This window comes from Pseudomonas sp. COW5 (assembly GCF_026240005.1).
In the GTDB taxonomy this organism is placed as follows: domain Bacteria; phylum Pseudomonadota; class Gammaproteobacteria; order Pseudomonadales; family Pseudomonadaceae; genus Aquipseudomonas; species Aquipseudomonas kribbensis.
Map to the genome: position 1 here is coordinate 2050771 of NZ_JAPHVP010000001.1, position 14060 is coordinate 2064830.

Annotated in this window: 13 protein-coding genes; 11 read left to right on the top strand and 2 right to left on the bottom strand. The window is 60.7% G+C overall.

Annotated features, from left to right (window positions below):
• Positions 1-81: 81 nt before the first annotated feature.
• Positions 82-1008 carry a serine O-acetyltransferase EpsC gene (epsC, locus tag OQ248_RS09300; RefSeq protein ID WP_265812661.1) on the bottom strand — a complete coding sequence of 309 codons (927 nt, stop codon included), beginning with the start codon at positions 1006-1008 and terminating at the stop codon, positions 82-84.
• Positions 1009-1198: 190 nt separating this feature from the next.
• Here epsC and OQ248_RS09305 point away from each other — a divergent pair, with 190 nt between their 5' ends.
• The 11 genes from OQ248_RS09305 to OQ248_RS09355 all read left to right on the top strand — a co-directional run bounded on the left by OQ248_RS09305 (position 1199) and on the right by OQ248_RS09355 (position 12606).
• The gene (locus OQ248_RS09305) at positions 1199-2203 is read left to right on the top strand and encodes a D-cysteine desulfhydrase (protein ID WP_265812662.1); all 1005 of its coding nucleotides are present in this window, start codon (positions 1199-1201) and stop codon (positions 2201-2203) included.
• A 314-nt stretch (positions 2204-2517) separates the two neighbouring features.
• A complete protein-coding gene (gene tcyJ / locus OQ248_RS09310) occupies positions 2518-3318 on the top strand; it encodes a cystine ABC transporter substrate-binding protein (RefSeq protein WP_085712693.1) in 801 nt (266 codons plus the stop codon).
• Complete coding sequence (tcyL, locus tag OQ248_RS09315; RefSeq protein ID WP_114881003.1) at positions 3318-3983, top strand: cystine ABC transporter permease; 666 nt, start codon at positions 3318-3320, stop codon at positions 3981-3983. The genes tcyJ and tcyL overlap by 1 nt, the downstream gene beginning before the upstream one ends.
• A 4-nt stretch (positions 3984-3987) precedes the next feature.
• Complete coding sequence (gene tcyN, locus OQ248_RS09320; RefSeq protein ID WP_114881002.1) at positions 3988-4737, top strand: L-cystine ABC transporter ATP-binding protein TcyN; 750 nt, start codon at positions 3988-3990, stop codon at positions 4735-4737.
• A 473-nt stretch (positions 4738-5210) separates the two neighbouring features.
• Entirely contained in the window at positions 5211-5975 is a 765-nt protein-coding gene (locus OQ248_RS09325; protein WP_265812663.1) for a hypothetical protein, read from the top strand.
• A 209-nt stretch (positions 5976-6184) separates the two neighbouring features.
• Positions 6185-7426, top strand: coding sequence for an SfnB family sulfur acquisition oxidoreductase (locus OQ248_RS09330; RefSeq protein ID WP_265812664.1), 1242 nt, complete (start codon positions 6185-6187; stop codon positions 7424-7426).
• Between the two features lie 38 nt (positions 7427-7464).
• Positions 7465-8658, top strand: coding sequence for an SfnB family sulfur acquisition oxidoreductase (locus tag OQ248_RS09335; protein WP_265812665.1), 1194 nt, complete (start codon positions 7465-7467; stop codon positions 8656-8658).
• Positions 8658-10010 (top strand): LLM class flavin-dependent oxidoreductase, encoded by a 1353-nt coding sequence (locus OQ248_RS09340; RefSeq protein ID WP_265812666.1) that lies wholly within the window; start codon positions 8658-8660, stop codon positions 10008-10010. Before OQ248_RS09335 ends, OQ248_RS09340 begins: the two co-directional genes overlap by 1 nt.
• A gap of 25 nt (positions 10011-10035) precedes the next feature.
• Positions 10036-10845 (top strand): MetQ/NlpA family ABC transporter substrate-binding protein, encoded by an 810-nt coding sequence (locus tag OQ248_RS09345; RefSeq protein WP_265812667.1) that lies wholly within the window; start codon positions 10036-10038, stop codon positions 10843-10845.
• A gap of 2 nt (positions 10846-10847) precedes the next feature.
• Positions 10848-11972, top strand: a complete 1125-nt coding sequence (locus OQ248_RS09350) for an ATP-binding cassette domain-containing protein (RefSeq protein ID WP_265812668.1) — start codon at positions 10848-10850, stop codon at positions 11970-11972.
• A complete protein-coding gene (locus OQ248_RS09355) occupies positions 11962-12606 on the top strand; it encodes a methionine ABC transporter permease (RefSeq protein ID WP_096821885.1) in 645 nt (214 codons plus the stop codon). Before OQ248_RS09350 ends, OQ248_RS09355 begins: the two co-directional genes overlap by 11 nt.
• Positions 12607-12618: 12 nt before the next feature.
• On the opposite strand, the gene OQ248_RS09360 is transcribed toward OQ248_RS09355, so the two are convergent.
• The gene (locus OQ248_RS09360) at positions 12619-13938 is read right to left on the bottom strand and encodes a hypothetical protein (RefSeq protein WP_265812669.1); all 1320 of its coding nucleotides are present in this window, start codon (positions 13936-13938) and stop codon (positions 12619-12621) included.
• Positions 13939-14060: the final 122 nt, after the last annotated feature.

The following is a 14060-nucleotide window of genomic DNA, read 5'->3' on the forward strand; positions in this document are numbered from 1 at the left end:
GTCGATGTATAGCGCCAGACACCTCGTTCGGCCCCCTCTCCCTCCGGGAGAGGGCTGGGGTGAGGGTAGCCTTTTCTTGCCTTACTTCTGCGTCCCGTCATCATGCTGCAGATTGGCCTGGGTCAGGTTGCACCCCGCCGGCACGCTGCGGGTCAGCCACACGTTGCCGCCGATGGTCGAGCCCTTGCCGATGGTGATCCGCCCGAGAATCGTCGCGCCGGCATAAATCACCACGTCGTCCTCGACGATCGGGTGGCGTGGATGGCCCTTCTGCAACTGGCCGTCCTCGTCCGCCGGAAAGCGTTTGGCGCCCAAGGTCACTGCCTGGTAGATCCTGACGCGCTCGCCGATGATCGCGGTCTCGCCGATCACCACGCCGGTCCCGTGGTCGATGAAGAAACTGCGGCCGATCTGCGCGCCGGGATGGATATCGATGCCGGTCGCCGAGTGGGCGATTTCCGAACTGATCCGCGCCAGCAGCGGCAGGCCTGCGCGATACAAATGGTGGGCCAGACGATGGTGGATCACCGCCAGAATCCCCGGATAGCACAGCAGCACTTCATCGACGCTGCGCGCCGCCGGGTCGCCGTGGTAGGCGGCCAGCACATCGGTGTCGAGCAGGCTGCGCAGGCCCGGCAGTGCGAGGGCGAAATCCTGGATGATCCTGATCGCCTGCGCCTCGACTTCAGTGTCAACCTGAGCGCTGTGGCGGGCGACGTAACGCAGTTCGAGTCGCGCCTGGGCCAGCAATGCATTCAATGCAACATCGAGGGTGTGACCGACGTAAAAATCCTCGCTCTCTTCACGCAGATCCACCGGCCCCAGACGCATCGGGAACAACGCGCCGCACAGGGCTTCGAGAATCTGCGCCATCGCGTCACGGGACGGCAACTCGCGCCCGCCCTGCTCGCCGCTGGCGCGGCCATTTTGCGCACGCCACTGATCCCGCGCGGTACGCAGCTGGCTGACGATGGTCTGCAATTGCCAATGGCTGGAACGCTCGCTCACGGTAAAGACTCCTCACGGGCGGCCGGACTGTCTGGCCGCGTCAACGGCCACTACTTTACGGCAACGCCCCGGAGGCGAATTAAGAACCGATAGTGCTGGTCTAAGCACATTTGGCTATAAGCGATTGACGGTTGCCCCGGTAAATCGGCGTGCCTATAGTCCTGTGATCTTCCTCCGCCAGTACGGAACCATGTCCACACAACCGATCAAACAACAGCTGCAACGCTTTAACCGTCTCGACCTGCTTGGACAACCGACCCCACTGGAAAAACTCGAGCGCCTGTCCACATGGCTCGGCCGCGATGTCTACATCAAGCGCGATGACCTGACGCCACTGGCCATGGGCGGCAACAAGCTGCGCAAGCTCGAATACCTCGCCGCCGATGCCCTCGCCCAAGGCGCGGACACCCTGATCACCGCCGGTGCACTGCAATCGAACCACGTCCGCCAGACCGCTGCGCTGGCCGCCAAACTCGGCCTGGGCTGCGTGGCGCTGCTGGAAAATCCGCTGGGCACCGATGATGGCAACTACACCGGCAACGGCAACCGCCTGCTGCTGGATCTGTTCGACACCAAGGTCGAACTGGTCGACAACCTCGACAACGCCGACGAACAACTGGCCGCCCTCGCCGTACGCCTGCGCAGCAACGGCAAGAAGCCGTATCTGGTGCCGATCGGTGGCTCCAACGCCATCGGCGCGCTGGGTTACGTACGGGCCGGTCTGGAACTGGCGCAGCAGATCGAGGACACCGGCCTGCAATTTTCCGCCGTGGTCCTGGCTTCGGGCAGCGCCGGTACTCACAGCGGCCTGGCACTGGCCTTGAGCGAAGTGCTGCCGCAACTGCCGGTGATCGGCGTGACGGTATCGCGCAGCGAAGAAGATCAGCGCCCGAAAGTTCAGGGTCTGGCCGAACGCACTGCCGATCTGCTGGGCGTGGCGCTGCCGGAGAGTTTCAAGGTCGAGTTGTGGGACGAATATTTCGGCCCGCGCTACGGCGAGCCGAATGCCAGAACCCTGGCGGCGGTGAAACTGCTGGCCAGCCAGGACGCCGTGCTGCTCGATCCGGTCTACACCGGCAAGGCCATGGCCGGGTTGCTCGACGGCATCGGTCGCGGGCGTTTCGACGACGGCCCGATCATCTTCCTGCACACCGGCGGCGCCCCGGCGTTGTTTGCCTACAAGGATTTTCTGTAGGCCGATGCGCATACTGCAGCGCTCGTTCCCACGCTCTGCGTGGGAATGCAGCCCGGGACGCTCCGCGTCCCATTTGAGAGCTGGAACGCGGTGCCAGGGAACGCTAGGAACACAAAAAACATATATTCCAGATATGAATAACAAACGGAAAATTCATTATTTTCCATTCTAAAAGAACAGTCTTATAGTCTCGCCGCAGGCGAATATCGCGAGAGACGCATAAGCTGCTTTAAGGCAGGATAGCGCTGTCGTCCAATTCCCGGATTCGCCAACTTTCCTTAAGCGTCTTCCATAAGAAAACACAGGGGCTTGTCATGATTCTTTCCGCACTACGTCGAAATCTGCTGGTAGGTTCGCTGGGCCTGGCACTGAGCGCCGGTCTGATCAGCAGCGCCGTTGCCGGTGAGCAACTGCAACAGATCAAGGACAAAGGCGTTATCAACGTCGGCCTGGAAGGCACTTACCCACCGTTCAGCTTCGTCGATGCCGACGGCAAACTGTCGGGCTTCGAAGTCGAACTGTCCGAAGCCCTGGCCAAGAAGCTGGGCGTCAAGGCCAAGATCCAGCCAACCAAGTGGGACGGCATCCTCGCCGCGCTGGAATCCAAGCGTCTGGACGTCGTGGTCAACCAGGTGACCATCTCCGACGAGCGCAAGAAGAAGTATGACTTCTCCGAGCCGTACACCATCTCCGGGATTCAGGCGCTGGTGCTGAAGGACAAGGAAGCTGCGCTGAACATCAAGACTGCCGCTGACCTGTCCGGCAAGAAAGTTGGCGTAGGCCTGGGCACCAACTACGAGCAGTGGGTTCGCGCCAACGTACCGGGTGCCGACGTGCGTACCTACGACGATGATCCGACCAAGTTCGCCGACCTGAACAACGGTCGTACCGATGCGATTCTGATCGACCGTCTGGCCGCCCTCGAGTACGCCAAGAAAGCACCGAAAACCGTAGCGGCCGGTCAGGCGTTCTCCCGTCAGGAATCCGGTATCGCCCTGCGCAAAGGCGAACCTGAGCTGCTGGCGGCCGTGAACAAGGCCCTCGACGAGCTGCGTGCCGACGGGACCCTGGCCAAGATCTCGGAAAAGTACTTCCAAGCTGACGTCACTAAATAATGGAAGCAGCTTTCCAACTCGCACTGGACTCCGCGCCCTTTCTGCTCAAGGGCGCGTACTACACGGTAGTCCTCAGCCTCGGCGGCATGTTTTTCGGCCTGCTGCTGGGCTTTGGCCTGGCGCTGATGCGCCTGTCGCGTTTCAAATCGGTCAGCTGGCTGGCCCGCATCTACGTGTCGTTCTTTCGCGGCACGCCGTTGCTGGTGCAGCTGTTCGTGATCTATTACGGCCTGCCGCAACTGGGGCTGGAACTCGACCCGCTGCCGGCAGCCCTGATCGGCTTTTCGCTGAACATGGCCGCCTATGCCTGTGAAATCCTGCGTGCCGCGATCGGTTCGATCGAACGCGGTCAGTGGGAAGCGGCTGCGAGCATCGGCATGACCCGCGCGCAGACCCTGCGCCGGGCCATTCTGCCGCAAGCCATGCGCACGGCGTTGCCGCCGCTGGGCAACAGCTTCATTTCACTGGTCAAGGACACCGCACTGGCCGCCACCATTCAGGTGCCGGAGCTGTTCCGTCAGGCACAACTGATTACCGCCCGGACTTTCGAAGTCTTCACCATGTATCTTGCCGCCGCGCTGATCTACTGGATTCTGGCCACAGTGCTGTCGCACTTCCAGAACAAGCTGGAAGAGCGGGTCAATCGGCACGACCAGGAGTCCTGACCCCATGATTGTCGTGGAAAAACTGACAAAGCAGTTCAAGGGTCAAGTCGTGCTCAACGGCATCGATCTTGAAGTGAAGGAAGGCGAGGTCGTGGCCATCATCGGCCCCAGCGGCTCGGGCAAGACCACGTTCCTGCGCTGCCTGAACTTCCTCGAACAACCCACCAGCGGCCGGATCAAGGTCGGCGATATCGAGATCGATACCGGCCGCCCCTTGAATCAGCAGCAGAATCTGGTGCGCACCTTGCGCCAGCACGTGGGCTTCGTGTTCCAGAACTTCAACCTGTTCCCCCACCGCACTGCTCTGGAGAACGTCATCGAAGGCCCGATCGTGGTCAAGAAGACGCCCCGTGACGCAGCCATTGCCCTGGGCAAGAAGCTGCTGGCCAAGGTCGGCCTGGCGGGCAAGGAAGACGCCTACCCACGGCGCCTGTCCGGCGGCCAGCAACAGCGCGTGGCGATTGCCCGGGCGCTGGCGATGGAGCCGGAAGTGATCCTGTTCGACGAGCCGACGTCGGCCCTCGACCCGGAACTGGTGGGCGAAGTATTGGCGACCATTCGCGGTCTGGCCGAAGAAAAACGCACCATGGTGATCGTGACCCACGAAATGGCGTTCGCCCGTGACGTGGCCAACCGCGTGGTGTTTTTCGACAAGGGCGTGATCGTCGAACAAGGCGAAGCCAAGGCGTTGTTTGCCAATCCGAAAGAAGAACGCACACGACAGTTTCTCAGCAAGTTTCGCAACAACGGCTGAAAACTTCTCCTGCACCCTCACTCACTTCCAAGGAAGGAAGTAGTGTTTTCCCCGACATAAAAAACACTCTCAAAACATAAACTACCCGCCCCTTGCAAAGGCAGTACATATATATGTCCTGCAACAACTCCCTGCGCATAAAATTGCGCCGCGACTTGATTCCATCCTTCACCAGAACGCACGGTCAAACACGCTGAAAACCGCGAAAACCTGTAGCTTCTTTCCGTTCCCTGCCTAGGCCGACTGCTACAACAATGTAGGAACCTTCTGATTAATCCGTAATTCACGGATTAACTAAACCACTCGCTTGACACCTCTTTCGGCGAACTCTTATCTAGTCGCCAACCGGCGCACGCTAGTTCAACAAGACATTTAAAACTTGTACGCAACTCCGATGTTTTATTTCCGGTTAATTCACGCCATTCGTTCTTTCAGATACGGACTTCGCTGCAAGGCTTCAAGGAGAGAAACCGATGACCTGCATTTCAAACATCCCGCTATTGCCACCACCGACCCTGGAGCAAACCCACGGGGATGGAATCAACCTCATGGCGGCCGCCAACCTGTCGGTCGAAATCGGACCTTATGACGATATGGACAGCGGCGATCTGATTGAGCTGTTCTGGGATGACTGCTATGTCGCTTCCCGTGTGCTGACTGCCGGCGATATCGGAAGCACGGTCAGCCTCAGGGTGCCGGAAAGCTTCATCGTCAACGGCGCACCCTGCGTGCACTATCGGGTCATGCAGGTCGGGAGAAACCCGGCGCTGTCAGCCGGCGCCCGGTTCCAGGTGAAGCTCGACTGCCCGGGCGGGCAATTCGCAACAGGCAGCGCAGAGGAAAACCAGTATTTGCTGCCGGTCAGCCTTCCAGACGTCATCCGCCGGCGCGGGGTCAACCCGAGTCAGATCAAGCGTGGCGTCCCGCTGACCATCGAGCCTTACCTGAACATGGCCGAGGGTGACGAAATCACCCTGCGCTGGGGTGATGCACGAATGGATCTGCCCCCTGTCACGCAAGCCGATGTCGGCCAGGGAATCCAGGTCTGGGTGCCACCGGCAGTCATCGTCGAAGCGGGTGAAGACCTGCGGCTTGACGTGACCTATTGCATCATCGACCGGGTCGGCAACAACTCTCGCTGGGCACCGCCACGCACCCTGAAGATTGGCTGCGTGAATCCTTATCTGAAAGTGCCCTTGAGGCAAATTCCCATGGCTGCGGAGCGCAAAGCCAGGTGAGCTTTCGATCTTCTATATATATTCCTAAAAGTTAGTTTATTTAAACTTTATACGCGCTTAGGGTATATGAACCGGACCACCGGACATTCTTTCGTTCGCCGCACTTTTGCGGCGTTTTTCATGAGATGTGAGGTAGGTAACATGGTCCGGAACCCAATCACCCCAGTGCAGATCGCCAGGGCATTGCGTGCAGCCAAGGAGTGGCACTGATGTCCAGTCTGGCAGACGCAAACGTCCAGAGTGACCTGGACATCGCCCCGCTGTTGTTGCCCGCACAAGTGCTGCGCAATGACGCTCAAGCCATCAAGGCTGCCCATGAGCTGGCGCAAGTCGCCCGCGTGCAGGCCGCCAAACGTGATCGTCAGCGCAAGCTGCCGTGGTCGGAGATCGAACAGTTCACCCGCAGCGGCCTGGGCAGTATCGCGATTCCGCGCGAGTACGGCGGCCCGCAGGTTTCCTTCGTGACCCTGGCCGAGGTGTTCGCGATCATTTCCGCGGCCGACCCGGCACTGGGGCAGATCCCGCAGAACCAGTTCGGCATCATCAACCTGATCCTCGGCAGCGCCACTGAAGAGCAGAAACAGCAACTGCTGCAGAGCGTGCTCGAAGGCTGGCGCATCGGGAATGCCGGGCCTGAACGCGGCACCAAAGACACCCTGGAGCTGAAGGCGCGCATCACCGCTGACGGCGATGACTACGTGATCAACGGCCAGAAGTTCTATTCCACTGGCGCCCTCTTCGCCCACTGGGTCGCGGTCAAAGCGCTGAACGATGACGGCAGGCAAGTGCTGGCCTTCGTCCGTCGTGGTACACCGGGCCTGCGCATCGTCGATGACTGGTCGGGTTTCGGCCAGCGCACCACCGCCAGCGGCACGATTCTTTTGCACAACGTGCGGGTCGATGCAGGCCTCGTGGTGGATAACTGGAAGATCAACGAAAAGCCCAACACCCAGGGCGCGGTGTCGCAGCTGATTCAAGCGGCGATCGACGCCGGCATCGCCCGTGGTGCCATCGATGACGCCATCGAATTCGTCAAGATCCGCGCCCGGCCGTGGATCGATGCCAAGGTCGAACGCGCCAGCGATGACCTCTACGTGATCGCCGACATCGGCAAACTGAAAATCGAACTGCACGCCGCCGAAGCATTGCTGCGCAAGGCCGGGCAAGTGCTGGATCAGGTGCACGGCGCACCACTGACCGCCGAGTCCGCCGCCCGCGCCTCGATTGCCGTGGCCGAAGCCAAGGTGCTGACCACCGAGATCTCGCTGCTGGCCAGCGAAAAGCTCTTCGAACTGGCCGGCAGCCGCGCCACCCTCGCCGAATTCAACCTCGACCGCCACTGGCGCAACGCCCGGGTCCACACCCTTCACGATCCGGTGCGCTGGAAGTATCACGCGGTCGGCGCTTACCGCCTGAACGGAAAACTTCCGGCTCGCCATTCCTGGATCTGACGACCAGAACACTTTTGACCAGATCTCTGGAGAAACACATGACTCTTTCCCATCCCGTCGCGGTCATCACCAGCGACGAGCAAGCCCTGATCGTCGCCAGCGACCTGGCCGAAGACTTCCAGCGTGACAGCAACCTGCGCGACCGCGAACGCCGCCTGCCGCTGCCGGAGCTCGACGTGTTTTCCCGCTCCGGCCTGTGGGGCATCAGCGTGCCCAAGGAGTGCGGCGGCGCCGGTGTGTCCAACGTGACCCTGGCCAAGGTCATCGCCCTGATCGCCCGGGCCGATGGCTCGCTGGGGCAGATTCCGCAGAACCATTTCTATGCCCTGGAAGTGCTGCGGGTGAACGGCAGCCACGAGCAGAAACAACGTCTGTACGCCGAAGTCCTCGCTGGTCAGCGCTTCGGCAATGCCCTGGCAGAACTGGGCACCAAGACCGCCCATGACCGCGTCACCAGTCTGAAACGCGACGGCAGCGGCTATCGCATCAACGGTCGCAAGTTCTATGCGACCGGTGCGATTTACGCGCAGCGCATCCCGACCTCGGTGGTCGATGAAAACGGCGTACAGCAACTGGCCTTCGTCCCGCGCGACAGCAAAGGCCTGACCGTGATCGACGACTGGAGCGGCTTCGGCCAGCGCACCACCGGCAGCGGTTCAGTGGTGTTCGAAGACGTGTATGTCGCCGCCGAAGATGTCATTCCGTTCCAGAGCGCTTTCGAGCGTCCGACCACCGTCGGCCCGCTGGCGCAGATCCTTCACGCCGCCATCGACACCGGCATCGCTCGCGCCGCCTACGAAGATGCATTGCACTTCGTGCGCAGCAAGACCCGCCCCTGGATCGATTCGGGTAACGACAAGGCCACCGAAGATCCGCTGACCCTCAAGAGCTTCGGCCACCTGAGTATCCGCCTGCACGCCACCGAAGCCTTGCTCGAACGCGCCGGCGAATTCCTCGATGCGGCCCAGGCCGAGACCACCGCCGAAACGGTGGCGGCAGCCTCGATTGCCGTCGCCGAAGCACGGGCCATCAGCACCGAAATCTCTCTGTCCGCCGGCAGCACGCTGTTTGAACTGGCCGGCAGCCAGGCCACCCTGATCGAACACGGCCTCGACCGTCACTGGCGCAACGCCCGGGTGCACACCCTGCACGACCCGGTGCGCTGGAAATATCACGCGGTGGGCAATTACTACCTCAACGATGAAAACCCTCCGCTGCGAGGGACCATCTGATGAGCAAGAAAAAGATCCTGCTCAATGCGTTCAACATGAACTGCATCGGCCACATCAACCACGGGTTGTGGACCCATCCACGGGACACCTCGACCCAATACAAGACCATTGAATACTGGACCGAGCTGGCGCGATTGCTGGAGCGCGGGCTGTTCGACGGGTTGTTCATCGCCGACATCGTCGGCGTGTACGACGTCTACCAAAACTCGGTGGACGTCACCCTGAAAGAGTCGATCCAGCTGCCGGTCAACGATCCGCTGCTGCTGGTGTCGGCCATGTCAGCGGTGACCAAAAATCTGGGTTTCGGCCTGACCGCCAACCTCACCTACGAGCCGCCGTATCTGTTCGCCCGGCGCATGTCGACCCTCGATCATCTGAGCCGTGGACGGGTGGGCTGGAACATCGTCACCGGTTATCTGGACAGTGCCGCCAAGGCCATGGGCCTGAGCGAACAGGTCGAGCATGACCGGCGTTACGACCAGGCCGACGAGTACCTCGAAGTGCTCTACAAACTCTGGGAAGGCAGCTGGGAAAACGGTGCGGTGCTCAACGATCCGCAACAGCGGATCTACGCGCAGCCGGACAAGGTGCACAAGGTCGAGCACAAGGGCGAGTTCTATCAGGTCGAGGGTTATCACCTGTGCGAACCGTCACCGCAGCGCACGCCGGTACTGTTCCAGGCCGGCAGTTCGGAGCGCGGTCTGCTGTTCGCCGGGCGTCATGCCGAGTGCGTGTTCATCAGCGGTCAGAACAAGCCGTCGACCAAGGTGCAGGTGGACAAGGTCCGCGCCAGCGCCGTCGAGGCGGGGCGCAATCCCGAAGACATCAAGGTGTTCATGGGCCTGAACGTGATCGTCGGCGAGACCGAGGAAGCGGCCTGGGCCAAACATGCCGAATACCTGAGCTACGCCAGCGCCGAAGCGGGCGTGGCGCATTTCTCGGCGTCCACCGGGATCGATTTTTCCCAATATGAAATCGACGAACCGATCCAGTACGTGAAGAGCAACGCGATCCAGTCCGCCACCAAAAACCTGCAGAACAATGACTGGACCCGGCGCAAGCTGCTCGACCAGCACGCCCTCGGCGGACGCTACATCACCGTGGTCGGCTCGCCGCAGCAAGTGGCGGATGAACTGGAATCGTGGATCGCCGAAACCGGCCTCGACGGCTTCAACCTGACCCGCATCGTGACCCCGGAAAGCTATGTGGATTTCATCGATCTGGTGATTCCGGAGCTGCAACGACGCGGCTCGTACAAGACCGCGTACGACACCGGCAGCCTGCGGGAAAAACTGTTTCACGGCGAAGCGCATCTGCCGCAGCAACACACCGGCGCCCACTACCGACACTAACCCTTGCACTGACTGGAAAACCACCATGACCAAGAAGCTCCTGTCCCACCCAGTCAAAGCACTGGCCCTGGCCTTCGGCCTGTTCAGCTCGGCGGCGTTCGCCGCCGACGCGCCGTTGAAAATCGGCACCACCGCCGCCTTCGCGATCCCGCTGGAAGCGGCCGTCGAAGAGGCTTCCAAACAAGGCCTGAAAGTCGAGCTGGTGGAATTCACCGACTGGATCGCGCCGAACGTCAGCCTCGCCGCCGGCGACATTGACGTGAACTACTTCCAGCACATCCCGTTCCTGGAAAACGCCAAGGCCGCCTCCGGTTTCGACCTGGTGCCGTTCGCCCCGGGGATCATCAACAACGTCGGCCTGTACTCGAAGAAATACAAAAGCTTCGACGAGTTGCCGGAAGGCGCCAGCGTCGCCATCGCCAACGACCCGATCAACAGCGGACGCGGCCTGCAACTGCTGGCCAAGGCCGGTCTGATCACCCTGAAACCGGGCGTCGGCTACAAGGCCACCGAAGACGACATCGTCGCCAATCCGAAGAAGATCAAGATCCTGCAGGTCGAAGCGGTGCAACTGGTACGCGCCTACGATGACGCCGACCTGGTCCAGGGCTACCCGGCCTACATTCGTCTGGCGAAAACGTTCGACGCCGGCTCTGCGCTGCTGTTCGACGGCCTCGACCACAAGGAATACGTGATCCAGTTCGTGATCCAGCCGAAGAGCAAGACCGATCCGCGCCTGATCAAGTTCGTCGACATCTACCAGCATTCGCCGGCCGTTCGCGCCGCGCTGGATAAGGCCCACGGCAAGCTGTACCAGGCCGGTTGGGAAAGCTGAGGATGACCGCTGCCATCCAACGGCGACTGGATCTTCCAGAGCCACCCGCGCTTGCGCAACGCACCGAACTGCATCCCGAGCTGAACCGCGCCCATGTGCGTTTCGTCGGGCTCGGCAAGACCTACGACGGCAAACAAGGCCCGGTCGCCGCCCTGCAAGGCATCGACCTGGCGATCCAGCACGGTGAAGTGTTCGGCATCATCGGTCGCAGCGGCGCCGGCAAATCGTCGCTGATCCGCACCATCAACCGCCTCGAACAACCGACCTCGGGCAGGGTGCTGATCGATCAGGTGGACATCGGCGAGTACGACGAGGATCGCCTCGTCGCCCTGCGCCGGCGGATCGGCATGATCTTTCAGCACTTCAATCTGATGTCGGCAAAAACGGTGTGGCAGAACGTCGAACTGCCGCTGAAAGTCGCCGGCGTCCCGAAAGAGCAACGGGAGAAAAAGGTTCGCGAACTGCTGGAACTGGTGGGCCTGCAAGCCAAGCACAAGGCTTATCCGGCGCAGTTGTCCGGCGGGCAGAAACAGCGCGTCGGCATTGCCCGCGCGCTGGTGCACGACCCGGACATTCTGCTCTGCGACGAAGCCACTTCTGCTCTCGATCCGGAAACCACCCAGTCGATCCTCGGCCTGCTGCGCGAGATCAACAAACGCCTGGGCCTGACCATCGTGCTGATCACCCACGAGATGGCAGTGATCCGGGAAATCTGCGACCGCGTCGTCGTGCTGGAACATGGCCGCATCGTCGAACAGGGCCCGGTCTGGGAAGTGTTCGGCAATCCGCAGCATGAGGTCAGCCAGACCTTGCTCGCACCGCTGCAACACGCCTTGCCCGAAGAGTTGCAAAGCCGTTTGCAGGCGCAACCGTCGTCGTCCAATGCAGCCGTGGTGCTGCGTTTGCAGTTCACCGGCAGCCAGCAGGACGAACCGGATCTGGCCGCACTGTTCACCGCCCTCGGAGGCCGGGTGAAATTGCTCCAGGGTGGTGTGGAACGGATTCAGGGCCACGCGCTCGGGCAACTGTTGCTGGCGGTGGCAGGCTCGAAGCTGAACGCCGAGGAATTGCGTCAGCGTGCCAGCCAATGGGCACAACGCACGGAGGTGCTGGGTTATGTGGTTTGATCGCTTGCTGCAGGGTTTTATCGACACGTTTCTGATGGTTGGCGTGTCGTCGCTGATCGCGTTGCTCGCCGGGATTCCCATGGCGGTGATTCTGGTCACCAGCGACAAGGGTGGTATCTACGAAGCGCCGGTGCTGAATCGTGCATTGGGGGCGTTCGTGAACCTGTTTCGCTCGATTCCGTTTCTGATCCTGATGGTCGCGCTGATCCCGTTCACCCGTCTGATCGTCGGCACCACTTACGGTGTGTGGGCGGCGGTCGTGCCGTTGACCATCGCGGCCACGCCGTTTTTTGCGCGGATTGCCGAAGTGAGCCTGCGCGAAGTCGACCACGGTTTGATCGAAGCCGCCCAAGCCATGGGCTGTCGGCGCTGGCACATCATCTGGCACGTGTTGTTGCCCGAAGCGCTGCCGGGCATCGTTGGCGGGTTCACTATTACGCTGGTGACGATGATCAACTCATCGGCCATGGCCGGAGCGATTGGTGCCGGCGGTCTGGGAGACATCGCCTATCGCTATGGTTATCAGCGCTTCGACAGCCAGATCATGCTGACCGTGATCGTGCTGCTGGTGGCGCTGGTGGCGGTGATTCAACTGGGCGGCGACCGTCTGGCACGAGGGTTGAACAAGCGATAACCGGGCCCTGTATCAGCTCTCCAACAGACCGATCAGCAATTGGCTATCGGCTGTTCTGGTCTGGTGCAGCGCCTGCATGCTTTTAGCGGCATAAATGATGCTGTCGGCATTTCTCGAGGCCATCCATGTCCGAAGAGACGGGATGACGTTGAACAGGTCGACGGCCGCCTGGACATCCAGTTTTCCGGAGAGCCCCAGACCGTCTCTGACTCCGTTCGTGAAACTGCTGTGGTCGCTCGTGAATCCCTCCAGATAGGCCACCGTCATGCCTCCTTGCATGATGGCTTCGGAAACACCTCGCTCAGCGATGTCGTAAACAGGCACAGGACGATCCAGTGCATTTCCCATACGCGCATCCAGGTAGAAGAAATCCAGTGCGCCGGGCCCAACGCTCTTGAATCGGTTGATTCTATTCGTATGGAGCATTTCATGACCCAGAACGGCCGCAAAATTACCCTCCTCAAGGTGATTCAAACTGATAAAGAACCGACCATGAAAATCGATCGAGTACATCCACGCCCTGCGATCCTGGTCAAATTTCACTCCCACGAATTTGTCCTGTCCCCACGGTCCCTGATACTCCGTTGAGAGCGCCTCGCCTCGCGACAGGCAATCGGCGAGCTGCGCTCTGACGAGCGCATGATGCTTGCCGAAATATCCCTGGAAAATGCTTCCGGCCTCAACGTAGTTCGCAGCGAGTCCATTGCCTGCATCGGAGAAGATCCGGTGCGTGGCGCTCAGTTCCGCACGCAATATGGCCGAGTGCTGTGGACCAAATTGACTTATTCCACGTGCAACGATCTCCACGGTGCGTGAAGCTCGACGTTCGAACACATCGTCCCGGCCTTCGTAAAGCCTACCGGGCTCAATTGCAGCCTCCGTGGCCATTGAGGGCTTGTGATCAGTCAGATCCGGATGGGGTCGAGCACTCATGACGTTATCGATCTCTCCCGGAATCGACATCTGTTCGGCTCCCCACAGCATCGTCCGGGGATCCAGGGCCAGCGTCGGCCCCGACGCAGTCGACTCGACTGAAAGCGTCGCCCGGTACTCACCCGTAATCGCATCCTGCCGGACCTGCACGATCTCGCCCGGGGCGACGTCAACGAATTCGCGTCCCTTGAATCGCCTGATGCCTTGGCCATCCGCGACCGGCAGATGGAGAGGCAGCCTCAGGCGATAGTTTTCAAGCGACCTCACCACGGACCGGATGGAAGCACTTTCTATCGTGGGCATTCCGGTGACAGTGATGCCCACATCGGAAGTTAACGGCATTGCCTGTTCCAACCCCAGAACATGCCGCACGACCTTGATCTCTGGAGCTTGAGTCATGGCTATGTCACCGGGCCGTTTGAGGCTCGGCATCGGGTCTGTCGCAAGACGATTGGGTGATGAAGTGAGAGGTGACTTACGACCGTTGACCATAGGAAATCCTGCTTTGAAGAAGCCGTGCT